The following is a 25,653-nucleotide window of genomic DNA, read 5'->3' as shown; positions in this document are numbered from 1 at the left end:
GTACTCGCGGACTAAAAGTCCGCGCTACAGCGCGGCGGTACACAGACGCCGAAACCGCTCTGGCTCGCCATTAAACCCGGGCAACCAGGCGCTGTCGAAGCCAGTAAAATATCCGGAAGTTCATTTAATGATTGGTTCCATGAAGACACGTCCATTTCTGCTGCTCTTCGCGCTGTTGCTCACGGCCCAACTGCTAACCGCTGGTTCGGCCGCTGCGCAAGTCAACGTGCGCATTGGTGGGTACTACGCCCCGCCCCGCGCTTACTACGGCCCCCGCTACCATCGGCCCCGGCCAGTGGTGTACGTCGCGCCCCCGCCCCGGGTCGTGGTGGTGCCCGCGCCGTACTACGCGCCTGCGCCGCGGGTGTACTACGCCCCTCGGCCCTACGGGTACCGCGGCCACGGTCATTACGGCCGCCGTTGGTAGGCTAGCTCAGCCAACGTCACGAAAAGCCCTGTCAGCACTTGACGGGGCTTTTTTGTGCTCTTCTGTAATCCGGTGTTTTGAAGAGAAAAACGCGGGCATAGCGTGCAATACTGCGCACGCCGCAAGTAACTTGCCGCATCTTATTGCCTCAGGCTTTCCTTGTATCCCATATGAAAAACATTACTCTTGCTCTTTGTGGAGTTGCGCTGCTGCTCGGCAGCTGCAACCAAACGGCGCCCGTCGAATCCACGCCCACGGCTGCTGCCCCAAGTGCTCCTGCTGCACCTGCCGCTGTGCCCCCGGCAACCCTCTCTACGCCGCCCGTCAACGACACTGCGACGGCTCCGGCTCCCGCCGTGGCGCCGTCCAAACTAAAAGAGGCCGAAACCCTGAAACTGTCGTTTGCTTTCAAGCCTGCCCCCAATCCCGACGACCCCGAGCATCCCAAAACCAGCGCCTTCCTCAAGGTGCAGGGCAGCCAGCCGCAGGAAATAGACCTGGGCAAATTTGCCAGCAAGCCCGATATAGTCGATGCGGACAAGGCCAAGCTGGCCGGCTTTCCGAGCGGCATGCTTCTCGGCTTCCGCAGCTACCAGGCCTCTTCTGGCACCAGCTCCGACCTGGCCGTGCTGAACGTAGGCGGGCGGCGCTTGCGCATTGTGCAGCGCCGCGTGGAAGAAACCGCTTCCGAACCTGGCGTCTTCGAAACCTCGCGCGAAATTCCGCTGCCACCCAATACCATAGTGGCGCCAGCCAAAAAATAGCGGCCTCTCTGCCACTGGCCTCGCCAACTGATTTTTAAGTTGTAGGTTAGGACATGAATACGACCGAAACCCTCCTGGCCCCGCTGAAAGGCGCCGCGCACCGCGAAGTAGGCGGCGTGCACGTTGACGTAGTGCAAACCGGCGATGCCCGCGTGAAGCGCATCGTGTACCCGCAGGGCTTTCGCTGGTCGAAAAACCTGAAAGACATTGTGGGCACGCCGCTGTGCATGCACGCGCACGTGGGCTTTCTCGCGTCTGGCCGCATTAGCATTCAGTACGCCGACGGGGTGCAGGAAGACTTTGTGGCGCCGCAGGTGGTGGCCATCGCGCCGGGCCACGACGGCTGGGTGGTGGGAGAGGAGCCCGCCGTGCTCATCGAGTTCGACTTTGAGGGCGAAACCGTGGAGCGCCTGAACCTGCAGCGGGCCTAGGTAGCCGGGCGCATTTGGGCAATGTTCCGCTTGCTGCACAGGATGTAGAGGCGCAATATTTTGCGTCTCGGCGTTTGCGCCGTTTGTGGGGCACCGTCCACACGTCATCGTTCAACGACGAGACGCAAAATATTGCGTCTCTACATCCCGTACACGAATTTCGAATTTATTCTAAATGGCGGGGCGAAAGGGTGATGGCCGTGCTTGCTGCGGGCGGGCTGGCCGTAGTTCGGCCCGTACCTTCGGTATCAGAAAGCAGGGCTTCTGGTGAAGCAAACCGCTTCTGCTAGCCCTCGGCAGCTTCTTTTATGCCCAACGGTACCATTCTTCTTATCGACGACGAAGCCATGCTGCGGCAGGCCATTGCCCGCACCCTTGAGCTCGATGGCTACACCGTGCTGCAAGCTCCCGACGCCCACCGCGGCCTGCAAGCCCTGCGCGAACACGCCGACGAAGTCCTCGTGGTGCTCTCCGACGTGAAGCTGCCCGACGGCCGCGGCCTCGACCTGCTGCCCCGCTACAAAGCCCTGGCCCCCCTGGCCGAAGTGGTGCTGATGACGGCCTACGGCACCATTGCCGACGGCGTGCGCGCCATGAAGGAAGGCGCGTTCGACTACCTCACCAAGGGCGACGCCGACGAGCAGCTGAGCGTGGTGGTAGACCGCGCCGCCGACAAAGCCCGCCTGCAGCGCCGCGTGGCCGATTTGGAAAAAAAAGTCGGGGCCCAGTACAGCTTCGACTCCATGATTGGGCACGCGCCGGCGCTGGAGCAGGCCAAGCGCGTGGCCCAGCAAGTGGCCCTCACCGATGCCACCGTGCTGCTGGAAGGGCCCACCGGCGCCGGCAAGGAGCTGTTCGCGCAAGCCATTCACCAAGGCAGCCCGCGCCGCCGCAAGCCGTTTGTGGCCGTCAACTGCAGCGCCTTTCCCAAGGATTTGCTGGAAAGCGAGCTGTTTGGCTACAAGAAAGGCGCCTTCACCGGCGCGCTCACCGACAAGAAAGGGCAGTTTGAGGAAGCCAGCGGCGGCACCCTGTTTCTGGACGAAATCGGCGAGCTCGAAGCCGGTGCGCAGGCCAAGCTGTTGCGCGCCCTCGAAACCCAGGAATTCATCAAGCTGGGCGACAGCCGGCCCACCAAAGTGAACGTGCGTCTGGTGGCGGCCACCAACCGCAACCTGCGCCAGGAGGCCGATGCCGGCCACTTCCGCCCCGATTTGTACTACCGCCTCTCGGTGGTGGTCATTGGGGTGCCGCCGCTCAGTGCCCGCCGGGCCGACGTGCCGGCCCTGGCCCTGTTCTTCGCGCAGCAATTTGCCGTGAAGCTGCGGCAACGCCCGCTCACGTTCAGCCCCGAAGCCCTGCGGGCCTTGGAAACCTACGGCTGGCCCGGCAATGTGCGGGAGTTGAAAAACGTGCTCGAACGCGCCTCCATCCTCACCCCGCCCAACCATGCGCTGGCTGTGGACGACCTGCCCGTCGAAATTCAGCTGGCCGCCGCTCCCATGGCCTCGGTTTCCGACGACCCACGCACGCTGCGCAACGTGGAAAAGCAACACGTGCAACGCATCTTGCTGGAATGCGGCGGCAACAAAACCGAAGCAGCCCGGGTGCTGGGCGTGGCCCACACCACGCTGTACCGCAAAATTCAGGAATACGGCCTGTAGAGACGCAAACAGCTTCTCAGGGACCGCGCCGTTTAAACCGGTTCGTGGGTTTTCTTCAGCCAAATGGCCCTTCAACGCCGAGACGCAAGGATGCGTCTCTACAGGCCCATTACTACCTTCCAAGGCCATGGGGCGGCAAGTCGCCGTCGAACCCGCCGTGGGTGGCCCACAACTCGAAGGCGGCCACGGAAAGATGGCGGGCCATGAATTCCCGACGGTTGTAGCCGCGCCATTCCAGGCAGAAATGCAGGAAATGGGGTTCAGCTTGGCTGGCCACGAAGCCCCGGGCCAGCGCCTCGGCGCGCCGGGCCGGCGGCAGCGACTCCAGCCACTCCTGAAAGTCGGTGGGGGTGAGCGGGAAGGCGGCGGCCTGGGCATAGTAGGCTTTGGCCGCCTGCGTAATCTCGGCGAGTAAGTCGGGCATGATGGGAAAAAGCACCCCCTGCCAAAGCGGTGGAGGCACCTTTTTGAGTGCCAATGCGGGGCCAATGCCGCCCAAAGGCCGCTGCCGCTCCCTGGGGCTAGTTCCGGCCGCGGCCGCACCCTAGCATTTTGCAAACCGGACTAGCGAAACGCTACGGTGCCGCCGTTGCCACTGACCTAGCGCGGGATGAGTAAATAAAATAATTGCTCTAAAAATCAGGAAGTTGAGTTGGGTGCACGGCGTGGCTTTGCCCTTGGGGCCGGGGTTTGCCCTGGGACTGGCACACCCAATCATTCAACCGTTTTTCCTGAATTCTATGGCTGCTGTCTTCCTGATTCCGGTCCTCTACGTCACTGGCCTCGCCGCCTTCTGGCTGTTCTACAAATCGGTCGATTTTTTCGACAACATCTAACCCCGTCATCGCCATGATGCTCGCCCTGCTTTTCCTCTCCGTGGCCACGTTCGGCTACCTCTGCTACGTGCTGCTGAAACCGGAGAAATTCTAGGTTTTAGTTGTCAGTTGCTCGTTGTCAGTTGTCGGGTTTTTGTAGAAGCCACCACTTGAAAACGAGCAGCTAACGCCTAACAACCGACAACTAACAACTGACAACTAAATGAACAAAGAACTTCTCGGCATCCTGCTCATTTTCGGCGGCACGGTGCTGCTGGCCATCCCGCTGGGCCGCTACCTGGCCACCGTGTACCGCGGCGACAAAAGCTGGACCGATTTCCTGGCGCCTTTTGAGCGGCTGCTCTTCCGCGTGGGCGGCATCGACGCCACCCGCGGCATGACCTGGCAGCAGCATTTGGTGGCCCTGCTCACCATCAACGTGGTGTGGTTCGTCTGGGCCTTGTTTGTGCTCTGCACCCAGGGCAGCCTGCCGCTCAACCCCGACGGCAACCCCTCCATGACGCCCGACCAGGCGTTCAACACGGCCGTTTCCTTCTTGGTGAACTGCAACCTGCAGCACTACTCCGGCGAGTCGGGCGCGACGTACTTCTCGCAGGTGTTCTGCCTGATGTTCCTGCAATTCGTGACGGCCGCCACCGGCATGGCCGCCTGCGTGGTCGTGTTCAACGCCCTCAAGGAAGGCACCACCGAGAAGCTGGGCAATTTTTATAACTACTTCGTGAAGAGCATCACGCGGGTGCTCTTGCCGCTGTCGCTGGCCGTGGCGCTGGTGCTGGTGTTCCAGGGCACGCCCATGAACTGGCAGGCCAAAGCCCCCATCGTGACCGTGCAGGGCGACTCCGTGAACGTGAGCCGCGGCCCCGCTGCCGCCATGATAGGCATCAAGCAGATTGGCACCAACGGCGGGGGCTATTTCGGCGTCAACTCGGCCCATCCGCTCGAAAACCCCACCTACCTCACCAACGCCGTGGAAAACGGCGCCATCGTCCTCATTCCCATTGCCATGGCGCTGGCCTTCGGCTTCTACCTGGGCCGGCCCAAGCTGGGCTGGATGGTGTTTGGGGTGATGACGGCCGGCTACTTGCTGCTGCAAGTGCCCACCGTGGCCCTGGAGATGCACGGCAACCCCGCCATCTCCCGCATGGGCGTCGACCAGGCCTTGGGTTCGATGGAGGGAAAGGAAATCCGCCTGGGTGCGCCGGCTTCGGCGCTGTGGGTCATCCAAACCACCGTCACCAGCAACGGCTCCGTGAACAGCATGCACGACTCGCTCACGCCCATCTCGGGCATGAACGCGCTGCTTGGCATGATGACCAACGCCTTCTACGGCGGGGTGGGGGTGGGCTTCCTCAACTTCTTCGTGTTCATCATCGTGGCCGTGTTCATCTCGGGCCTGATGGTGGGCCGGACCCCGGAATTCCTGGGCAAGAAAATCGAGGCCCGGGAGATGAAAATCGCCATCATCATCGCCCTGCTGCACCCGCTGCTCATCCTAACGGGCACGGCCATGTCCGCCCACCTCTACGCCGGCAACCCCACCGAGTACGCCGCCTGGCTGGCCAACCCCGGCTACCACGGCTTCAGCGAAATGCTATATGAGTTCACCTCCTCGGCCGCCAACAACGGTTCTGGCTTTGAGGGCCTGGGCGACAACACGCCGTGGTGGAACATTGCCACGGGCATCGTCATGATACTGGCCCGCTACCTGCCCATCATTGGCCCGGTGGCCATCGCCGGCCTGCTGGCCCGCAAGAAATTCATCCCCGAAAGCGCCGGCACCCTGCGCGTCGACACCGCCACCTTCGGCGTGATGGTCTTCTTCGTGATTTGGATTATCGCGGCGCTGGCCTTCTTCCCGGCCCTGGCCCTGGGCCCGCTGGCCGAGCATTTCACGCTGTACTAACGGCGTCCGTAGCGCGGACTTTTAGTCCGCGTCCCCAGCGGAAACCCGAACAAATTCAACGGCGCGGGGACGCGGACTAAAAGTCCGCGCTACGTAGTCCGTTCCCCCTTTTTGCTACTCCTGATAATGGCAACCCAATCCCAATCCTTATTTCAACCCGCGCTCATCGCCGAGGCCACCAAACAGGCCTTCGTGAAGCTCGACCCGCGGGTGATGTTCCGCAACCCGGTGATGTTCACCGTGGAAATCGGCACCGTGGTGATGTTCTTCGTCACCATCGGCCTGCTGGTGAATCCCGATGCCGCGCAGGGCAGCTTCGGCTACAACTTCACGGTGTTCGTGGTGCTGTTTCTGACCTTGCTCTTCGCCAATTTCGCCGAGGCCATTGCCGAGGCGCGGGGCAAGGCCCAGGCCGACTCGCTCCGCAAAACCCGCCAGGATACGCCCGCCAACGTGCGCCTCGACAACGGCCAGCTGCAAGCCGTTAGCTCGTCCCAGCTCCAAAAAGGCCAGGTTTTCGTGGTCGAAGCCGGCGAGATTATTCCCACCGACGGCGAGATTATCGAAGGCCTGGCCACGATTGACGAGTCGGCGATTACCGGCGAGTCGGCCCCGGTTATCCGGGAAGCGGGCGGCGATAAATCGTCGGTCACGGGCGGTACCAAGGTGCTGAGCGACCGCATCGTGGTGCAGGTAACTACCGCGCCCGGCGAGTCGTTTCTCGACAAGATGATTGCGCTGGTGGAAGGTGCCTCGCGGCAAAAAACGCCCAACGAAATTGCCCTCACCATCCTGCTGGCCGGTTTTACGCTGGTGTTCGTGATTGTGTGCGTGACGCTGGCGCCCTTCGCCGAATACTCGAAAACGCCCATTGCGGTGGCTTCCTTCATTGCCCTGTTTGTGTGCCTGATTCCGACCACCATCGGCGGGCTGCTTTCGGCCATCGGCATTGCCGGCATGGACCGCGCCCTGCGCGCCAACGTCATCACCAAAAGCGGCAAAGCCGTGGAAACGGCCGGCGACATCGACGTGCTGCTGCTCGACAAAACGGGCACCATCACCATCGGCAACCGCAAGGCCACGCACTTCTGGCCCGCGCCTGGCGTGTCCATGTTGGAGTTTGTGGAGGCGGCTACCGTCAGTTCGCTCACCGATGAAACGCCCGAAGGCAAAAGCATTGTGGAGCTGGCCCGCGACAACAAAGTGGACCCCGCTACGCTGCAACACCGTTTGGAGGGCGCCGAACTCATCAAGTTCACCGCCGAAACCCGCAGCTCGGGCGTGACGCTGCCCGACGGCCGCCGCATCCGCAAGGGCGCCGCCGACGCCATCCGCAAGCTGTCGGAAGCTGCCGGCCAGGTGTACGCCAACGAAGTGGCCGAGCGGGTGCAGGCCGTGGCCAAAAACGGCGGTACCCCGCTGGTGGTAAGCGAAAACGACCGGGTGCTGGGCGTGGTGGAGCTGCAGGACATCATCAAGCCCGGCATTCAGGAGCGGTTTGAGCGCCTGCGCAAAATGGGCATCAAAACCGTGATGGTGACCGGCGACAACCCCCTTACCGCCAAATTCATCGCCGAAAAAGCCGGCGTGGACGACTTCATCGCCGAGGCCAAGCCCGAGGACAAGATGCAGTACATCCGCGCCGAGCAGCAGCAGGGCAAGCTGGTGGCCATGATGGGCGACGGCACCAACGACGCCCCCGCCCTGGCCCAGGCCGACGTGGGCGTGGCCATGAACTCGGGCACCCAGGCCGCCAAGGAAGCCGGCAACATGGTCGACCTCGACAACGACCCCACCAAGCTCATCGAAGTGGTCGAAATCGGCAAGCAACTGCTCATGACGCGCGGCACGCTCACCACGTTCTCCATCGCCAACGACGTGGCCAAGTACTTCGCCATCGTGCCGGCGCTGTTCATGGTGGCCATCCCGGCCCTGGGCGCGCTCAACGTCATGGGCCTGAAGTCGCCGCAGTCGGCCATCCTCTCGGCCGTGATTTTCAACGCCCTCATCATCCCCGCCCTGGTGCCGCTGGCGCTGAAAGGCGTGGCCTACACGCCCATCGGGGCCTCGGCGCTACTCCGCCGCAACCTGCTGATTTATGGCCTGGGCGGGGTAATAGTGCCCTTCATCGGCATCAAAGTCATTGACTTGATTGTGGGGGTGTTTTTGTAACTGATTCAACCAGAATGATGGCGCGGGGTCGTACCCGGTAGGGCTTAGCCCCGTGTCGGTTGCTAGCGGGCCTCTGGCCCGCGGCCATCAGAACGAATGTGCTGCGAGTCGTTCACGTGCCACAGGCCAGAAGCCTGCTGATAATCGGCACGGGGCTAAGCCCCGTGCCATCAACTTAAATTTTATGAAATCCCAATTCATTCCTGCTCTCCGCCTCACTCTAGCCATGATGGTGCTGTGCTGCGTGCTTTATCCGGCCTTTGTAACCTTGGTGGCCCAGGCCGCGCCCGGCCGGGGCGAGGGCGTCCAAATCAGCCGCAACGGCCGCGTGGTGGGCTTCGCCAACGTGGGCCAGAAGTTCGACAAACCGGAGTACTTCAACTCCCGACCCTCGGCGGCGGATTACCACGCCGACGGTTCGAGCGGCTCTAACAAGGGGCCGAGCAACCCGGAGTATCTGGCCGTGGTGAAGGCCCGGCTCGACACCTTCCTGGTGCAAAACCCCGGCGTGCGCGCCGCCGACGTGCCCGCTGAGCTGGTTACGGCCAGTGGCTCGGGCCTCGACCCGCACCTTTCGCCGCAGGGCGCGCTGGTGCAGGTGCCCCGCGTGGCCCGCGCTCGCCGGCTGGACGAGGCCCGCGTGCGGGCCCTGGTGCAGCAGCACACCGAAACCGGCACGCTGGGCCCGGACCACATCAACCTGCTTAAACTGAACCTGGCGCTCGATGCCTTAGCTGGGCGGTAATAGGTTTGCCAAACAATCGATTCATGCGCTGCGCGGCCATTGCCGACGCGGCTTCCTTATCCCTTCTGTTGGCCGACCCCTGGTTTGGCCTGATTTCCATGAAAAACCTCTTATTGCCGGCCCTGGTGGCCCTCAGCACGAGTGCCGCCCTGGCCCAAACCACCCCCACCACCGACCCCGCCCTGGCGGTGCCGCCGGCCGTGGCCCCCGCGGAAGCTACGCCCAACCCGCTCACCACCTACGGCTTTGTGGATGGGTACTACGGCTACGATTTCAAGCACGCCAACGGCAACAACCGGCAGTCGTTCCTGTATTCGCACAGCCGCCAAAATGAGTTCACCATCAACCAGGCCCTGATTGGGGTGCGCTACGACGATGGGAAGGTGCGCGGGGCGCTGGGCCTGCACGCCGGCACCTACGTGAGCGCCAACTACGCGGCCGAGGACCAGGTGCTGAAGCACGTGTTCGAGGCGTACGCCGGCTTCCGGCCGTTCGACAAAGCCTGGTTAGACTTGGGCATTTTCGGTTCGCACATCGGGTTTGAGTCGGCCATTTCGAAGGACAACTGGACACTGACCCGCTCGATGATGGCCGAAAACTCGCCCTACTACGAGTCGGGCGCTCGCTTTACCTACGAAGTGGGCCCCAAGCTGACCTTGGCTGGCTTGGTGCTGAACGGCTGGCAAAACATCCGCGAAACCAACCAGGCCAAAGCCCTCGGCACCCAGATTCAGTGGAAGCCTTCGGACAAGGTGCTCGTCAACAGCAGCACGTTCTACGGCAACGAGCAGCCGACCGGGGAAACCAAGCGGCGCCGCTACTTTCACGACTTCTACGTCACCTACGCCGCCACTGAGCGCACCAACTTGGCCCTGGTATTCGACGTGGGCAAGCAGCAAGGCGTGGCTTCGGAGAAGTACGACACCTGGCACACCGGCGCGGTTTTCGTCAAGCAAAAGCTGGCCGATAAGTTCTCCGCTACCCTGCGCGGCGAGTATTACTTGGCCGAGCGTGGCGTGATTATCCAAAGCATCAAGCCAACCGCCACCGACGCTGAGTTTCGCGTGGCGGGCGGCTCCCTCAACCTGGACTACGCCCCCGCCAGCAACGTGCTGTTCCGGGTGGAAGGCCGGTACTTGAACGGCATCAACGGGATTTTTTCCCGCGACGACGACGCCACCAACCGCAGCTACGGCAACCTGACCACGAGCATGGCCATTTCCTTTTGAGGCCTTGAGCAATGGAATTAACCGTCATGCTGAGCGAAGTCGAAGCATCTCTACGGAGAGAGTAATCATTTACTACTGCGGGAGAGATGCTTCGACTTCGCTCAGCATGACAAACAGTTTATCGTCACTCATCCACTCCCATGTCACCTGAGCAAGACCAGCGCGATACTTCCGCCGAGCGGTTCCTGCGCCTGGTGCAGGCCAAGCGGCGGGGCACGCTCAAAATCTATTTGGGGCTGGCCGCCGGCGTAGGCAAAACCTTCCGCATGCTGCAAGAGGCCCACGACCTGCACCAGCACGGCGTGAACGTGCTCATCGGCTACATCGAGACGCACAACCGACCCGGCACCGTGGCCGAGCTGCGCGACGTGCCGCTGCTGCCGCGCAAGCAACTTTTCTACAAGGGCCGGGCCTTGGAGGAGATGGACGTGGAAGCCATTGTGCAGCGCCGCCCGCAGGTCGTCATCGTCGACGAGCTGGCCCACTCCAACGTGCCCGGCTCGCGCCACGAGAAACGCTGGCAGGACGTGGAATTCCTGGTGGCGCAGGGCATTTCGGTGATTACGGCCGTGAACGTGCAGCACCTGGAAAGCCTGCACGACCAAGTGCTGAAAATCACGGGCACGGACGTGACCGAGCGCATTCCCGACCAGCTGCTGAAGCTGGCCGACGAAGTGGTGAACGTGGACCTGACCGTGGGCGAGCTGCGCGCCCGCCTGGAGGAAGGTAAAATCTACGACCCGGCCAAAGTGCCCACCGCGCTGGCCAACTTTTTCCAGGCCGAAAACCTGCTGCAGCTGCGGCGGCTGGCGGTGCGCGAGGTGGCCCAGCTGCTGGGCCGGCAGGTGGAGTCCGAAGCCGGTGGCGCGCCCGCCGTGCTGCCGGCCCGCCGCAACGACGACCGCCTGCTGGCCTGCATCAACTCCAACAACCAGGCGGCCAAGGAAATCATCCGCAAGACCTCGCGGCTGGCCGACCGGTTTTCGGCCGCGGCCTGGTACGTCCTCTACGTGCAAACCGGCCGCGAAACCGCCGACCGCATCGGGCTGGCCACGCAGCGGCATTTGCTGAACAATTTGCAGCTGGCCACCGAGCTGGGCGCCCAGATTTTGCGGGTGAAGGACGACGACATTGTGGGCGCCATCCGGCGGGTGGCGCAGGAGAAAAACGCCACCTTGCTGGTGTGCGGCATCACCCGCGAAAAAAGCGTGTGGGAGCAAGTCAGTCGCCGGGGCGTCACGACAGACCTGCTCCGCGCCGTGGCCCGCGACGAGCAGGATTTGGACGTGTATTTGGTGACGTATTAGTTGTCAGTTGCTCGTTGTCAGTTGTTTGTATCGTCCGGACGCTAAAGAACTAACAATTGCTGATAAATGGCTAATAACTAACAACTAAAAACGAGCAGCTAACAACTGACAACGAGCAACTGACAACTAAATCCCATGAACCTCAAAACCAAAATCAACCTGGGTTTCCTGGCCATGCTGCTGCTGGTGTTGAGCATCGGCGGGTACGCGTGGTACTCCCTGCGGCAGCTCGACCGCAGCTCGCGCGACGTGCTCAAGGCCAACGTGCACTCCATCGAGCTGGGCCAACGCATGCTCAAGAGCCTGGACCGCCTGGAGCGCCAGCCGCTCCGCGACACAGCGGGCATTGGCGGCTTTGTGGCGGCTCTGCGGGCGGAAGCCAACAACGTGACCGAGCCCGGCGAGCAGCAGTTGGTGGACGAGCTGTGGGACGCCACGGGCCAGCTGCAAGGCGTGCAGCAGGAAGCCCTGGCGGTCGTCGGCCGCCAGGAAGGCGGCCCGCCGGAGGTATCGGAAGCACCGGCCCGGCTGCGCGAGCTCACCCACCGCATGATTGCCCTCAACACCGGCGCCCTCAACCTGAAAACCGCCGCCGCCAACCGCCGCGCCGACCAGGCCAACCGCAATCTGCTACTCTTCATCACGCTGGCCACGCTGCTGGCGCTGGCGCTGGCCGGCAGCGTGCCCGAAGCCGCCGTGCAGCCCCTGCGCAAGCTCACGGCCGCCCTGAACCACGCCACCGAGCGCGACTTTACGGCCACCATCCCGCAGGAAAGCCACGACGAGTTTGGGCAGGTGGCGCGGGCTTTCAACCGCATGCTGGGGCAGCTGCGCGAGTACCGCAACTCCACCGCCGCCGAGCTGATAACCGAGCGCAACCGTGCCGCCAGCATCGTGAACACCCTGGACGAGGGCCTGCTGCTGCTCGACGAAAGCCGCCGCATTCTGCTGGCCAACCCCGTGGTGTGCGAGCTGCTGGGCACGCCCGCCGAAAAGCTGGTGGGCCGCCCGGCCGCCGCCGTGCGCCTCGAAAACGACCTGTTCCAGGCCATGATAAAGCCGCTGGACGCGCCCAACCGCGAAACGGCCGTGGCCGAGGCGCCGCTGCTGCACATTGCCCAGCGCGGCGAGGAAGCCTTCTACCGGCTGGCGGTGCAGGACCTGGTGTCGTTCAATGAAATCACGGGCAAGACGGAGTTTGTGGGCCACATCCTGACCCTGCGCAACGTGTCGGACTTCAAAAAGCTGGACCAGGTGAAGTCGAATTTCCTGGCCACCGTGTCGCACGAGCTCAAAACGCCGCTTTCCAGCATCAACCTCAACACCAAACTGCTGCAGGACGAGCGCCTGCCGGCCGACGAGCGAATGCGCATTACCGGCCACATCCGGCAGGAAACCCAGCGCCTGCAGCGCATGGTGGGCGAGCTGCTCGACGTGTCGCGCCTCGACGCGGGCGCCGGCATTCAGCTCGACGTGCGGCCCACCGACCTGGCCGAGGTGGTGGCCTTTGCCACCGCCACCGTAAAGCCTCAGCTCGACGACAAGCAGCTGCGCCTGGAGCTGCACCGCTCCGTGAACCTGCCCAACGTGCTGGCCGACGTGGAAAAAACTACCTGGGTGCTCATCAACCTGCTGGCCAACGCCATTCGCTACTCGCCGGTTGGCGAATTCCTGGCGGTACACGCCACGCTGGCCGGGGGCTTTGTGCAAGTGAGCGTGCAGGACCGGGGCCCCGGCATCGCGGCCGAGCACCACGAGCGCATCTTCCAGCGCTTTGCCCAGCTGCCCGACAAGGCCGGCTACCGCGGCGGCTCGGGCCTGGGCCTGAGCATTGCCCGCGAGTTCATTGCCACGCAAGGCGGCCGGCTGTGGGTGGAGAGCGAGCTGGGCAGCGGCAGTACGTTCCGCTTTACCTTGCCGGTGGCAGCAGGATAGGTAGGGCCTCGGCCCAAGCTTGACCAGCCGCGCGCCGGCCGCGCGGGCATTTTCGCAGCAATTTCACAGTCGATGCACAGCTGTGGGCGGAGTCAAAAGTGAAGAGTCAAAAGTTGAACACCAAGTCCTGTGCTCTTCACTTTAAGAGCGGTTCCCGAACCGGCACAGACACCGGCCCCGAACCGCTTCAACCTTTCGCTTTGGTCTTCTTCCACCATTCCTTTCCCGCCATGCCAGCCACCATCAAATCCAAACTCACCCTGGGCCTGGGCTTCCTTTTCCTGATAATTGTGCTGCTGAGCGGCGTGGGCGGGTACTTTCTGCACCGGCTTTCGCGCAGCGCCGAGGCCACGCTCCGCGACAACTACCGCTCGGTGAACTACGCGCGGCGCCTGGCCAACGCCCTGGCTGACCTGCGCGACGCCCGCCTCGGCGCGGGGCCCGCGGCGGCGCCCGCCGCCGAGCAGGCCCGCCAAACCTTTGAGCGCTACATCGCGGCCGAGCGGCAAAACATCACCGAGCCCGGCGAGGGCCCGCTGGCCGATTCCGTGGCCGTGGGCTTTCGGCAATTTGCGGCCGCCGACCCGGCCGCGGCCAGTTCTGGCGGCTTGTACCGGCAGCTGCGCCGGCAGGTCGACCGCGTGGCGTCCCTCAACCTGAGCGCCATCGAGCGGCAAAGCCAGCGCACCCGCACCGTGGCCACCCGCACCATCACCACGCTGGGGCTGCTGGCGGGGCTGGGCATTTTGGCTACGTTCTCGTTCATTTTTGCTTTTCCCGACTACGTGACCAAGCCGGTGGAAGAACTCACGCGCGGCATCCGCCGCCTGGCGGCCGGCGACTACACCCAGCGCCTGGCCACGTCCGAATACCAGGAATTTGCCGAGGTAGCCCGGGCCTTCAACGACATGGCCCGCAAGCTGGAAAGCTACGAAATGGCCGACGGCACGCCCCGCATCGACTCCACGGGCCCGCTGGATGTGGTGACGGTGCACCGCCGCCCCGGCGTGCCGCCCACGGCCCCCGAGGCCCTGGAGCAGCAGCGCCTGGTGCAGCGCCTGCGCGAGCAAAGCCGCCAACTCCAACTCACAGCCGACGCCCTGCTCGCCCACGGCGCCGCGCCCGACGCCTAAACCCTGCCCCTCTGCCTGCCTATGAGCGCTACCGCCGAAGCTTCGCCGCCGTCCCCCTCGCACGCCCACCTGCACGCCCGCATCACCGCGGCCGGCTCGCTCATCGCGCTGGGCATCGTGTACGGCGACATTGGCACCTCGCCGCTCTACACCGTGCGGGGCGTGTTCGTGACCCAGCCCGTGACCGAGGCGGTGGTGCTGGGCACCATCTCCTGCATCATCTGGACGCTCACGCTGCTCACCACCGTGAAGTACGTGTTCATTGCGTTGCGCGCTGACAACCACGGCGAGGGCGGCATTCTGGCGCTGTATGCGCGGCTGCGGCGGCTGCCGGTGCGGCGGCTCTACCTGCCGGCCATCATCGGGGCGGCGGCCCTGCTAGCCGATGGCATCATCACGCCGCCCATTTCGGTGGCTTCCGCCATTGAGGGGCTGCGCATCCTGAAGCCCGACCTGAATACGGTGCCCATTGTGGTGGTAATTATCGTGGCGCTGTTCGCGTTTCAGCAGTTCGGGACGCAGGTCATCGGCAAGCTGTTTGGGCCGGTGATGCTGCTGTTCTTCTCCATGCTGGCCGTGCTGGGCGTGCTGCACCTGGTGCAGGAGCCCAGCATTTTGCGGGCGCTGAGCCCCCACTACGCCCTGGCCATGCTCACGCAGGTGCCCGGGGCGTTTTGGCTGCTGGGCTCCATTTTCCTGTGCAGCACTGGGGCCGAGGCCCTCTACGCCGACATGGGCCACGTGGGCCGGAAGAACATCTACGTGTCCTGGGCTTTTGTTAAAATTTGCCTGCTGCTCAATTACCTGGGGCAGGGCGCTTGGCTGCTCCAGCACCTGGGCCCGCCGCTGGGCGAACAAAACCTGTTTTTCCTGCTCGTGCCGAAGTGGGCGCTGCTGCCGGCCATTGGGCTGTGCACGCTGGCTACCATCATTGCCTCGCAGGCCCTCATTTCGGGGTCGTTCACGCTGGTCATCGAGGCGTTGCGGCTGCGGTTCTGGCCCAAGGTGAAAGTGCAGTACCCCACCGAGCTGCGCGGCCAGGCCTACGTGCCCAGCCTCAACTGGCTGCTGTGCGCCGGCTGCGTGGGCGTGGTGCTGTACTTCCGCGAGTCGGGACGGATGGAAGCCGCTTTTGGCCTGGCCGTGACCGTGACCATGCTCATGACCACCGCGCTGCTGGCCTACTACCTGCGCCTGCGCCGCGCCAAGCCCGTTTGGATAGTGCTGCTCATTGGCCTCTACCTCGTCATCGAAGGCTCGTTTCTGATTGCCAACCTGGCCAAGTTCACGCACGGCGGCTGGCTGAGCGTGCTGCTGGCCGGCGTGCTCCTGCTCGTGATGCTGAGCTGGGTGGCGGGCCAGCGCATCCGCAACGAGCTCACCGAATTCGTGGACCTGGCCGAGTGGCTGCCGCTGCTCCAGCAGCTCAGCAACGACGCGAGCGTGCCCAAATACGCCACCCACCTCGTGTACCTCACCAAGGCCGAGGCCGCCGGGCAGGTGGAAAACGGCGTGGTGCACAGCATTTTCAGGAAGCGCCCCAAGCGGGCCGACGTGTACTACCTGGTGCACGTCACGACCACCGACGAGCCCTACACGCGCCGCTACCACGTAACGCACGTGCTGCCCAACGAGCTGGTGCGCATCGACTTCTACCTCGGCTTTCGCGTGGACCACGCCCTGAACTACATGTTCCGGCAAGTGGTGGCCGATTTGGTGAAGAACCACGAAGTCGACATCACCTCGCGCTACGAGTCGCTGCGCGGGCAGGAGGTCAGCGGCGACTTTCAGTTTGTGGTGCTCAACAAAACGCTGCCCTACCAGTACCTGCTGCGCGGCTGGCAGCGCACCGCCCTGCGCCTCCACGGCTGGCTAAAGTGGCTGGGCGCCTCCGAAACCGAGAGCTTCGGCCTCGACAACAGCACCTACGTCGTGGAGAACGTGCCCCTCCAGATGCCGCCGCGCCCCGAGCTGCACCTCACCCGCGACTGAGAGGTTTTTGGGGTAAGAGGGTAAGAGGGTAAGAGGGTTAGAAATCGAGAAACTCCTACCCCCATACCCTCTTACCCTCCTACCCTCAATCAGGTGCTAGCCGCGCCCCGCGATTTCCTGCAAGGTCCAGGTGTTGCCATCGGGGTCGCTGAAGCCGGCGTATTTGATGCCGCCCAGGTCCTGCACCTCGCCCATGGCTACGCCGCGGCCGGCCAGCTCGGCGCGGGCCGCGGCAATGTCGGCCACCACCAAGTGCAGGCCCCGCAGCGAGCCCGGCGCCATGACGATGCCCGGCAGCCCCGCGCCCAGCACGATGGAACAGCCCGAGCCCGGCGGCGTGAGCTGCACCACGCGCACCGCGGGGCTGGGCCGCACGTCGTGGTCGAGCCGGAAGCCGGCTTGCTCAACGTAAAACTGTTTGGCGCGGTCGATGTCGGCCACCGGCATGGGAATGAGCTCAAGTTTAAAGTCCATGAAGGGAAGTTGTCAAGCAATCAAAAAATCAGTTAGAAGCATTCAGCACATGAACGGTCATGTTGAGCGCAGCCGAGACATCTTGCCTACACGTCGACCTCACCCCCGGCAGGGCCGTAGCGCGGACTTTTAGTCCGCGCATGAACTGTTTGGAAGCGAGCAGCTCGCGGACTAAAAGTCCGCGCTACAATCTGTCAGGCTCCCCTCTCCGCGGGAGAGGGGTTGTGCCCGGTAGGGCCGGAGGTGAGGTTGACGTGTAGGCAAGATGTCTCGGCTGCGCTCGACATGACGGAGAGATGGATGTCCTAGGCGCTTACCCGTTCGTAGGTAAGCACGAGCACGCCGGTGCTGGTGGTGTGCGACGACACCAGCTTGAAAGTAGAGTTGATTTCGGCGGTGAACAGGCGCTGGCCACTGCCCAGCACCAGCGGGTGCACCATGAGGCGGTACTGGTCGATGAGGTCGTGCTGGCGCAGGTACTCCACCAACTGGCCGCTGCCGTAAATGAGCAGGTTCTGTCCCGGCTCTTCCTTGAGCTTGGCCACGGCGGCGGCCACGTCGCCCGGCAGAATTTCGGCGTTCCACCCGGCTGTTTGCAGCATGCGGGAGGCTACGTACTTCGGCATGTTGTTCATGCGGTCGGCAAAGCCATCCTCGTCTTTCATGCCGGGCCACGCCGCGGCAAATCCTTCGTAGGTGACGCGGCCCAGCAGCAGCGCGTCGCTGGCAAAAAGCAATTCTCTTTGAAATTCGCCCAGCTCTTCGTTGAAGTAAGGGGCGGTCCAGGCGGGGTTTTCCATCACCCCGTCCAGGGTGAGGTATTCGGCGGCAACTACTTTGCACATGGGCTGGAAAGGTTGGGTAGAGAAAGGGTTATTGCGCGGGCGCTTTGTCAAAATTGAACAGCCAGTACATGCCAAACCGGTCGGTGAGCGAGCCAAACTTGCCGCCCCAGAACATGTCGGCCAGCGGGTCGGTGACAGTGCCGCCCGCGCCCAGCTTGGCAAAAAGGTTCGTGATTTCCTCGTCGCTGCTGCAGTTCAGGCACAAGGCCACGCCGCTGCCGGGCGTGTGCGGGTGGCGCGGGTCCAGAGCGTCGGAAGCCAGCAGCGTGAATTTGCCCGCCGTTAGGCTGCCGTGCATGATTTGGTCGTGAGCTTCGGCCGGTACATGCGCCGCGGCCTCCGGCGAGTCGCCGGCGCGCATCAGGTTGAGCTCACCGCCGAGGCAGCTTTGGTAAAAGGCGAGGGCTTCGCGGCAATTGCCGGGAAAGGAGAGGTATGGAGCGAGGGAAGCCATGGTGTTGAAAGGGCTTTTTTAAAGGAGTGAGGATGGTTTGGCGCTGTAGAGACGCAATATTTTGCGTCTCGTCGTTGAACGGTGGTTACCGACCAGCAAGGCCTGTACTCCAGCGGCGGGGCGTATTCCTACCTCAACCTGATACTCTACCTCATCGAAAAGCACGTGAACCGCGACCTGGCCGTGTGCTGCGCCAAGGTGTTTCAAATCGACTTTGGGCGCAACAGCCAGTCGCCCTTCGTCATCTTTCAGGGCCAGAAGGACCACGAGGACGAGCCCATCAAAAAGGCCCAGGAGTTCATCGAAAAGAACTTTACAGGTAAGCTGGCCATTGACGAGCTGGCGAGCCTGAGCTTCCTGAGCCGCCGCAATTTTGAGCGCCGCTTCAAGAAGGCCACCGGCAACACCGTGGCCGAATACGTGCAGCGGGTGAAGATTGAAGCCGCCAAAATGAGCCTCGAATCGTCGCAGGAAAACGTGAACGAGGTGATGTATTCCGTGGGCTATTCCGATACCAAAGCCTTCCGGACGCTGTTCAAGAAAATCACGGGCGTGTCGCCGGTGGCCTACCGCGACAAATACAGCCGCAAAGGCCCGGTGGCCCTGGCCGCGTAAACGGCCAGAATACCCAAAAACGCCTCGGACCCGAATGGCGCAGTGCACAGCACTACGTCACCCAGGTCCGAGGCATTCTATTGGGGGCGCAGCCCCGGCTAGGCCCTAGGGCCGACTAGCGGGCGGTCGAAGCGACCATTCCGGCGGGGCTGGCGGGAGTGAGGCCGGGCACCGAAATGGTGGTTTGTGGGCCTTCCTGCACCTGCACGTTGTAGCGGTAGCGCTCGCGGCCTACGCGCAGCAGCACGGCGTACCTTCCGGCGGGCATCCCTTTGAAGTTCAATTGGCTACCGTAAGAGGCATTGCTGTTTACTTCATTAACGATGCACGTGTACTTATTCAAGGAAACCACCTGCATCTGCATGCGCTCCCGCTGGGGGTTTTCTACGGTCAGGGCCAAGCACTGGGCATCATTCTGTTTGGCTTTCACCGAGGGCGCGTCTTGGGCAAAGGCCGAGCCGGCGCTGCCGAGTACGGCCAGCCCGCCGAGCAGCAGCGCCCGGAGAAACGCGGGCGAAGCCGAGCGTTGAGCAGGAGTGGAAGTGGTTGCGCCAGCTTGCAGTTGGGCGGAGCGGAGGGAGAGTGAACGTTTCATGGTTTTTACAGAAAAAAGGTGAGGATGAAATTTTTTGCAGAAAAAAGGTGAGCGCAGAAAAAAGGCAGGGGTAGGGGAAGTGTGTCTGGGTGAGCTACAGTACTGGGCGTTGAACAGTACAAATGTATGGTAGGTACTTTGTAAAGCAAGGTACTGTTTCAATTATTCCTCATGTTGGCTATTAATATCCCCATTAGTGATTGATTATCAGTGACAAAAATTTATGATAAAATTTGTCTGTTTGCGTTTGGGCTCTTTTTTCGAGCTGGTCGGCTCTCTGGTCGGTCGGTTTGGACGCTTATTTCTGCGCCACCGTCGGAACGAAATGTGGAGCAGGGAAGAAGAACAGTTTGGAAGAAGGTACCAAATGAGAAAGGCAGCAAGCTGGGAAGCGGCCTTTTGCGTGAGGGGCTATTGGGTGGCTTTCGTATGTGGATACCGTCGATGAGAACGAACGTTACAGCTCGACGGGAATTTTTTTTGCTTTCGTCAGAAGCGGAAAGCGTCGAGAGCAATATTCTGACTTTATGGATTCGAAAGCGCTAAAACGGGCACTGATTCGCCCACAAGTGGCAACGGGGTACTGGCCGTGCAACCGTGCTGCCACGCTGCCGGTCATGCGTCCAGAAGCCCCAGTAAGCGGGCCTCTGCGTGCCTTTTCCCACCCCATTTTCTGCGTGCTATGTCGTCGTTCTTTCCCAAAACCGCCCTTTTAAGCGTTGCTGCGGGCACGCTGCTACTCGCCGCTTGCCAAAAGCAGGCCGTGGTGCCTGAGCCTAGCAACGAGCCCAAGCTGCGCCCCCTCACCGGCGCCGAAAACAAGACGGTGGCCAGCTCCAACGAATTTGCGTTTCGCTCCTTTGGCGCCCTGCGCACTGGCACGCCGGCCGCCAACCTGTGCATGTCGCCCCTGAGCGTGTCGGCGGCGCTCACCATGGCCTACAACGGCGCCGACGGCACCACCAAAGCCGCCATGAAGCAAACCCTGGGCTTCTCCCCGCAAACCGACGCCGAAATCAACGAGTCGTTCCAGGGCCTGTTCGGCCTGCTCACGGGCATCGACAGCAAGGTGACCTTTGCGGCGGCCAACTCCATCTGGCACGGCCAGCAGTTCCAACTGGCGCCGGCCTTCACCCAGAAAAACCAAACCTACTTTGGCGCCACGGTGCAGGGGGTAAATTTCACGCAGCCGTCGGCCAAAGACGCCATCAACGGCTGGGTGTCGGCCAAGACGCAGGGCAAAATCCCGAGCATCGTGGACGAGACCAAGGCCGACGACGTGATGTACCTCGTCAACGCCATCTACTTCAAAGGCGCCTGGACCTACCGCTTCGACCCGGCCCTGACGCGGCCTGAGCCCTTCACCCGCGAAAACGGCAGCACGGCCAACGTCAATTTCATGACCCTCGAGCCCGGCGCCAAGTACTTGCGCTACCAGGACGCCCAGCAGGAAATCATCGACCTGCCCTACGGCAACCGCCAGTTCAGCATGACGCTGGTGGTGCCCCGCGGCAGCAGCACGCTGGCCAGCGTGGGCAGCCGCCTCACCAATTCGCAGCTGGCCACCTGGCTGCAAGCCGCCGACACCACCACCCTCGCACTGCACCTGCCCAAGTTCAAGCTGGAATACGAAAAGGAAATGGTGGACATCCTCACCCAACTGGGCATGGGCGTGGCGTTTGGCGGGCAGGCCAACTTTAGCCAAATGCTGGCCAACAGCGCCAGCAACCTGGCCATTAGCAGCGTGAAGCACAAAACCTACATCGACGTAAACGAGGAAGGCACGGAGGCCGCGGCCGTCACTTCCGTTGGCGTCGTGACCACTTCGCTGCCGCCCTCGGTGCGGGTCGACCGACCGTTCTACTTCCTCATCCGCGAAAAGTCGTCCAACGCCATTCTCTTCATCGGCCAGCTCACTAACCCGTAAATCAGCCGAGCACAAAGGCTGACCAACAGCACTTGGGCCACAAAATAGCGAAAGCCCACGAGCCCCGTCAGCAACTGGCGGGGCTCGTCGGGCTTTCGCTTACAACGCAAATTCAACGGTCCTGTCGAGCGCAGCCAAAGCATTTCGGCTGAGGGAGAACCCAATCAATGAGCAAAGCAGCGCGGCCCGGTCCGACCGCCCTAGGCGGTCCGACCGGTTGAAGCCATGGCAAAGACTATTCGACCATCCCGGCCCCACAGCAACCGGTCGGACCGCCTAGGGCGGTCGGACCGGGCCGCGCTGTTATTCTGAGAAATGTCCTGGCTGCGCTCGACAGGACGTTTCGTAAGCTCGGCAATAGATTCTATTGGTTGCTGTCGGGCCAGCCACAAGCCTGTTTAGGCCAACTTCTGGGCAAATTCGCCCGACTCATGCACGCGCACGCCGCCGCCATCGTCTTCGGCGGCGCGCAGCATGGCCGCGGCCACCGCGGCGCCCGTCACCGGCCGGTACTTTTGCAGCGGCCCGCGCAGCAGCGGTTGCAGCACCCGCAGCACCGTGGCGCCAATGCGCTCGCCCAGGCGCGGCGCGGCGCGCACGCCGAGCAGCAGCGAAGGGCGGAAAATGTGAATGGCCCGGAACGGCGCCTGCCGCACCGCCGCTTCCATTTGGCCCTTCACGCGGCTGTAGTAAATGAGGCTTTCGGCGTCGGCGCCCATGCTGGATACCACCAGAAACTGCGCCGCAAAATTGCTGGCCGTGAGGGCCGCCAGGCTCACCACATACAGAAAATCGACCTTGTAAAAAGCCTCTTTCGAACCGGCCTGCCGCATGGTGGTGCCCAGGCAGCAATACACGTCGTCGGCGATGAGCTGCAGGCGCACCTCTTCGAGCCGGTCCAGGTCCGTGACCACCTGCGTCAGCTTGGGGTGCACCACCGCCACGGCCTTGCGCCCCACCACAATCACCTTGGAATACCGCCCCGAAGCCAGCAGCAAGGGCAGTAGTTGCGAACCAATCAGGCCCGTAGCCCCGGTGAGTAAAGCAGTTTTCATGTGGGAAGGAGTGGTGTGGGACGGAACGGTCATTGCGAGCAAAGCGAAGCAATCCGTTCTGTTCTCAGTGACCAGCTTAGTGGCGTGACTTGGCTTGCGAAAAGCGTGTTGTTTTCAACTTAACGCGCAGCAAAGCCAAATACCTTACGCCAGAAAAGCAGCCTGGTTAGTCCAAGGTGTCGTGCTGAGCCCAGTACGGATGGCCACGGCCTGCGGCCTCGCAATGACGAAGGTTATTTCAGCACCGTTGCCTCGGGCTCCAACACCACCAGTCCTTGCCGAAAAAGCGCCCCTAGTGCCTTTTTGAAGACTTTTTTGCTCATGCCCACGCGGCGGTACACGTCTTCGGCCAGGCTCTTGTCGCCCAGGGGCAGGCGGCCGCCGGGCGCGGCGCGCAGGGCCGCCAGCAGTGTATCGGTGGCCGATTCTACTTCGCCGTAGCCTTCTTTTTGTAGGCGCACGTCGAGCTTGCCATCGGCCCGCACCTGGCGCAGGAAGCCGGGCAGCTGCTCGCCCAGGCGCAGCGGCCGGAACACTTCGTTGTGAAACAGCAGACCCTGGTGCGTGCCGTTCACGACGACGGGGTAGCCCAGCTCGGTTTCGTCGGCCACAAGCAGGCGCACGGCGTCGCCGGCTTCACCGGGGAAGGGCTCGGTGCTCAGGAATTGCTTCCACTTGGCGGAGGCCACCAGCCGGTCGCTTTCCTCGTCGAGGTACACGTACACCAGCACCCGCTCGCCGGTGCGCAGGTCGCGCCGCTGGTTGCGGTAGGGGAGAAGCAGGTCTTTCTCCAGGCCCCAGTCGAGGAAGGCGCCGGCTGGGCTGTGGTCCTTCACGGTGAGGGCGGCGAAGGAGTTGACCAGCGCCAGCGGCCGCAGGTTGGTGGCAATGAGCCGGTCCTCGGAGTCGCGGTACACGAACACGCGCACGACGTCGCCCACGCGGGTGCCGGGCTCCACGTATTTTTCGGGCAGCAGCAGGTCGCCGTCGTCGGAAGTCAGGTATAGGCCGATGCTGGTTTCGCGGGCTACTTCGAGGTCGTTGTAATCGCCGAGGAGGAGGCTGGCCATTGGCAGGAGGAATGATGGGTGAGGGGGCAAAGGTCGGGCGAAAATAGACGTGTACGTTCTGGTGTTAAGTTTGGAAACCCATCTGACCATACTTGCGCTCAATGCCCGCTGAAATTACTCTACCCGTTTTTTTAGAAGATAGGTTACGCAATGCGCCGCACAGGCATGTGGTGCAAAAGGCCCTCGAAAATTTCAGCGACTGGTTTCAGGTTAGCCGGCTCCCGTTTTTTCCGGACTATACCGACCATGGCATCCAGCACATGGAGCAGGTGCTCCACACGGCAGCCAAATTGATTCCCAATACGGCTCATCCCTACTTTTCCGGAGCCGATGCGGCGGCGCTGATATTGGCCGTGCTGTTTCACGACAGCGCCTTGCACCTCTCCGAGGCTGGGTTTTATCAGCTTATTAAAGGCACGGACACGGCTTATGCGCCAGTTTCGCCCTTTGATTCAGCTGACTGGGCGCAAACCTGGGCCGACTTTATGTTTCTGGCGCGCCGCTGGGACGATGCCAAGCTCGTGAAAGTATTCGGCGGCGACAATGGCGTCCCCAGCGCCTCGGTGCAAGACCCGTTCGCGCATTGGAGTAACCTTACGCGCACCGATTACCTGCTCATCGGCGAGTTCATCCGGCAGCAGCATCCTCGGCTGGCCCACGAAATGGCTTTACACGGTGTACCGGGCGTAAGTGGGCAGATGCTGAAACTTGAGGAAAGCCTGCCCAGTGAGTGGCGAAACCTAGTGGGCCTGATTGCCCGCAGCCACGGCCTGCCGCTTCGGGACTGCCTCGACTACTTGAAAAACTCGCCCGACTTTGGCGAAGAAGCCCGACGCGACTACCAAGGCGTCCACGCTGTGTACTTGATGGCGCTGCTGCGCGTGGCTGACTACTTCCAGATTGATAGCGACCGCACCTCAAACCGAATTTTTGAATACAAAAAAATTTACAGCGGCATATCCCAGATTGAGCATAAGGCGCACCAAGCAGTTCGGAACATAACGAGAGGCGACGACCCAGAAGCATTGTTCATCAAAGTAAAGCCGGATGAGGTAGCAGTTTTCCTGCGATTGAAAGAATGGTTGGCGGGCATTCAACAAGAACTGGATAGCTCTTGGGCAGTCCTAGGAGAAGTATATGGCCGATATGACATCGAAGGATGGGACAAGTTGGGTTTGGCCTTCCGTCGGGTGCGTTCCAATCTTGACAACGTAAAAGAGTTTGCCGAAACGGTATCCTACGTGCCCGACCGTATCCGTTTCGATGTTGCGCGGGCCGAGTTGCTGAAGCTGCTTATCGGTCCTTTGTATGGCGATGACCCGAGTTATGGCGTGCGCGAGTTGATGCAGAACTCGATTGACGCGGTGCGGGAATACGAACAATATGTCAGTGAACACCCGGAATACGCCAGTTTACCTCGTCGTAATCAAAAAACAGATGTTGCAATACGGTTATCTGCTTTTGACGAAGCGAACGGCCGCGCAGTGATAGTGATTTCGGATAGAGGGATTGGAATGCAAGAGGGAACTATCCGAGACTATTTCCTGAGAGCTGGAGCCTCATATCGGAAAAGCTCACAGTGGAAAACTTCTTTTGAAAATGATGCTGCTGTTGGTGCAAAATCCAAAGTGTTGCGTTCTGGCCGGTTCGGTATTGGAGCACTCGCCGCTTTCCTAATCGGAGAAGAAGTTACAGTAAAGACGCGGCATGTAGCAGCTAGCGAAGGCTATGTATTCAAGGCGAAAATTGAGAGCGAGGTTATTGAATTGCAAAAAGAGAAAGACTTACCAGTTGGAACGTCAATCAAAGTACTAGTGGATTTGAAACGCTACAATGAGTTGATAAAAAATGCTGCTAAGACCACTCGTCCTGCATTCTTTGATTGGTACCGTCTCAGTAAGCCCACAATAAGCCGAGAAATTGTGGATACTCGTGTATATGTAAGCTTCCCCTGAAAGTAGGCCAATTGAAAGTAGAGAAAGGCGTAATTTTCTCACCTTCAATTCACCCTTATGAAAAAGAGTCGATTCAGCGAAGCGCAAATCGTGGCCATTCTCCAACAGCAACAAAGTGGGCAAAC

The 25,653-nt window shown here is 61.9% G+C and carries 23 protein-coding genes; 16 read left to right on the top strand and 7 right to left on the bottom strand.

From position 1 onward, the window contains the following. Nucleotides 1-139 precede the first annotated feature (139 nt). The 4 genes from VF629_RS22180 (at nt 140) to VF629_RS22165 (ending at nt 3,286) form a co-directional block, all read left to right on the top strand. Entirely contained in the window at nt 140-427 is a 288-nt protein-coding gene (locus tag VF629_RS22180) for a hypothetical protein (protein WP_331060694.1), read from the top strand. A 170-nt stretch (nt 428-597) separates the two neighbouring features. After that, nucleotides 598-1,191 carry a hypothetical protein gene (locus VF629_RS22175; RefSeq protein ID WP_331060693.1) on the top strand — a complete coding sequence of 198 codons (594 nt, stop codon included), beginning with the start codon at nt 598-600 and terminating at the stop codon, nt 1,189-1,191. Nucleotides 1,192-1,244: 53 nt separating this feature from the next. Further along, on the top strand, nt 1,245-1,622 hold the full coding sequence (locus tag VF629_RS22170; RefSeq protein ID WP_331060692.1) for a hypothetical protein: 378 nt from the start codon (nt 1,245-1,247) through the stop codon (nt 1,620-1,622). Between the two features lie 308 nt (nt 1,623-1,930). Beyond that, nucleotides 1,931-3,286, top strand: coding sequence for a sigma-54 dependent transcriptional regulator (locus VF629_RS22165; RefSeq protein ID WP_331060691.1), 1,356 nt, complete (start codon nt 1,931-1,933; stop codon nt 3,284-3,286). Between the two features lie 112 nt (nt 3,287-3,398). On the opposite strand, the gene VF629_RS22160 is transcribed toward VF629_RS22165, so the two are convergent. Further along, complete coding sequence (locus tag VF629_RS22160; protein WP_331060690.1) at nt 3,399-3,710, bottom strand: hypothetical protein; 312 nt, start codon at nt 3,708-3,710, stop codon at nt 3,399-3,401. 425 nt (nt 3,711-4,135) lie between these two features. On the opposite strand from VF629_RS22160, the gene kdpF reads away from it, so the two are divergent. The 9 genes from kdpF to VF629_RS22120 all read left to right on the top strand — a co-directional run bounded on the left by kdpF (nt 4,136) and on the right by VF629_RS22120 (nt 16,538). Further along, on the top strand, nt 4,136-4,216 hold the full coding sequence (kdpF, locus tag VF629_RS25845) for a K(+)-transporting ATPase subunit F (RefSeq protein ID WP_414653924.1): 81 nt from the start codon (nt 4,136-4,138) through the stop codon (nt 4,214-4,216). A gap of 108 nt (nt 4,217-4,324) precedes the next feature. Continuing rightward, nucleotides 4,325-6,025 carry a potassium-transporting ATPase subunit KdpA gene (gene kdpA / locus VF629_RS22155; protein ID WP_331060689.1) on the top strand — a complete coding sequence of 567 codons (1,701 nt, stop codon included), beginning with the start codon at nt 4,325-4,327 and terminating at the stop codon, nt 6,023-6,025. 126 nt (nt 6,026-6,151) lie between these two features. Continuing rightward, nucleotides 6,152-8,197 (top strand): potassium-transporting ATPase subunit KdpB, encoded by a 2,046-nt coding sequence (gene kdpB / locus VF629_RS22150; protein WP_331060688.1) that lies wholly within the window; start codon nt 6,152-6,154, stop codon nt 8,195-8,197. A 184-nt stretch (nt 8,198-8,381) separates the two neighbouring features. Beyond that, entirely contained in the window at nt 8,382-8,942 is a 561-nt protein-coding gene (kdpC, locus tag VF629_RS22145) for a potassium-transporting ATPase subunit KdpC (protein WP_331060687.1), read from the top strand. Nucleotides 8,943-9,040: 98 nt separating this feature from the next. Further along, nucleotides 9,041-10,171: a porin gene (locus VF629_RS22140; RefSeq protein WP_331060686.1), complete on the top strand. Its 1,131-nt coding sequence runs from the start codon at nt 9,041-9,043 to the stop codon at nt 10,169-10,171. 140 nt (nt 10,172-10,311) lie between these two features. Beyond that, nucleotides 10,312-11,478 (top strand): sensor protein KdpD, encoded by a 1,167-nt coding sequence (locus VF629_RS22135; protein WP_331060685.1) that lies wholly within the window; start codon nt 10,312-10,314, stop codon nt 11,476-11,478. Between the two features lie 135 nt (nt 11,479-11,613). Further along, nucleotides 11,614-13,413: a HAMP domain-containing sensor histidine kinase gene (locus tag VF629_RS22130; protein WP_331060684.1), complete on the top strand. Its 1,800-nt coding sequence runs from the start codon at nt 11,614-11,616 to the stop codon at nt 13,411-13,413. Nucleotides 13,414-13,643: 230 nt separating this feature from the next. Next, nucleotides 13,644-14,546: a HAMP domain-containing protein gene (locus VF629_RS22125; RefSeq protein ID WP_331060683.1), complete on the top strand. Its 903-nt coding sequence runs from the start codon at nt 13,644-13,646 to the stop codon at nt 14,544-14,546. 21 nt (nt 14,547-14,567) lie between these two features. Then, nucleotides 14,568-16,538 carry a KUP/HAK/KT family potassium transporter gene (locus VF629_RS22120; RefSeq protein ID WP_331060682.1) on the top strand — a complete coding sequence of 657 codons (1,971 nt, stop codon included), beginning with the start codon at nt 14,568-14,570 and terminating at the stop codon, nt 16,536-16,538. A gap of 96 nt (nt 16,539-16,634) precedes the next feature. Here the strand turns inward: VF629_RS22120 and VF629_RS22115 are convergent, their stop codons facing one another. The 3 genes from VF629_RS22115 to VF629_RS22105 all read right to left on the bottom strand — a co-directional run bounded on the left by VF629_RS22115 (nt 16,635) and on the right by VF629_RS22105 (nt 18,311). Further along, a complete protein-coding gene (locus VF629_RS22115) occupies nt 16,635-17,012 on the bottom strand; it encodes a VOC family protein (protein WP_331060681.1) in 378 nt (125 codons plus the stop codon). A 305-nt stretch (nt 17,013-17,317) separates the two neighbouring features. Beyond that, on the bottom strand, nt 17,318-17,857 hold the full coding sequence (locus VF629_RS22110) for a dihydrofolate reductase family protein (protein ID WP_331060680.1): 540 nt from the start codon (nt 17,855-17,857) through the stop codon (nt 17,318-17,320). A gap of 28 nt (nt 17,858-17,885) precedes the next feature. Further along, nucleotides 17,886-18,311, bottom strand: a complete 426-nt coding sequence (locus tag VF629_RS22105; RefSeq protein ID WP_331060679.1) for a VOC family protein — start codon at nt 18,309-18,311, stop codon at nt 17,886-17,888. An 81-nt stretch (nt 18,312-18,392) separates the two neighbouring features. Here VF629_RS22105 and VF629_RS22100 point away from each other — a divergent pair, with 81 nt between their 5' ends. Beyond that, nucleotides 18,393-18,926 (top strand): GlxA family transcriptional regulator, encoded by a 534-nt coding sequence (locus VF629_RS22100; RefSeq protein ID WP_331060678.1) that lies wholly within the window; start codon nt 18,393-18,395, stop codon nt 18,924-18,926. 115 nt (nt 18,927-19,041) lie between these two features. Here the strand turns inward: VF629_RS22100 and VF629_RS22095 are convergent, their stop codons facing one another. Further along, nucleotides 19,042-19,521 carry a hypothetical protein gene (locus VF629_RS22095; protein WP_331060677.1) on the bottom strand — a complete coding sequence of 160 codons (480 nt, stop codon included), beginning with the start codon at nt 19,519-19,521 and terminating at the stop codon, nt 19,042-19,044. Nucleotides 19,522-20,203: 682 nt separating this feature from the next. Between VF629_RS22095 and VF629_RS22090 the strand changes: the two genes are divergently transcribed. Further along, nucleotides 20,204-21,448 carry a serpin family protein gene (locus VF629_RS22090; RefSeq protein WP_331060676.1) on the top strand — a complete coding sequence of 415 codons (1,245 nt, stop codon included), beginning with the start codon at nt 20,204-20,206 and terminating at the stop codon, nt 21,446-21,448. A 398-nt stretch (nt 21,449-21,846) separates the two neighbouring features. Here the strand turns inward: VF629_RS22090 and VF629_RS22085 are convergent, their stop codons facing one another. Both VF629_RS22085 and VF629_RS22080 read right to left on the bottom strand, forming a co-directional pair. Next, nucleotides 21,847-22,503, bottom strand: coding sequence for an NAD-dependent epimerase/dehydratase family protein (locus VF629_RS22085; RefSeq protein ID WP_331060675.1), 657 nt, complete (start codon nt 22,501-22,503; stop codon nt 21,847-21,849). 233 nt (nt 22,504-22,736) lie between these two features. Next, complete coding sequence (locus tag VF629_RS22080; RefSeq protein WP_331060674.1) at nt 22,737-23,573, bottom strand: CvfB family protein; 837 nt, start codon at nt 23,571-23,573, stop codon at nt 22,737-22,739. Nucleotides 23,574-23,674: 101 nt separating this feature from the next. Between VF629_RS22080 and VF629_RS22075 the strand changes: the two genes are divergently transcribed. After that, nucleotides 23,675-25,528, top strand: coding sequence for an HD domain-containing protein (locus tag VF629_RS22075; protein ID WP_331060673.1), 1,854 nt, complete (start codon nt 23,675-23,677; stop codon nt 25,526-25,528). The last annotated feature ends 125 nt before the right edge of the window (nt 25,529-25,653 follow it).

It is taken from the genome of Hymenobacter sp., from assembly GCF_036388155.1.
In the GTDB taxonomy this organism is placed as follows: Bacteria; Bacteroidota; Bacteroidia; order Cytophagales; family Hymenobacteraceae; genus Hymenobacter.
Note: the sequence above shows the minus strand (reverse complement) of the source record. Positions and strands in the feature narration are given on the sequence as shown.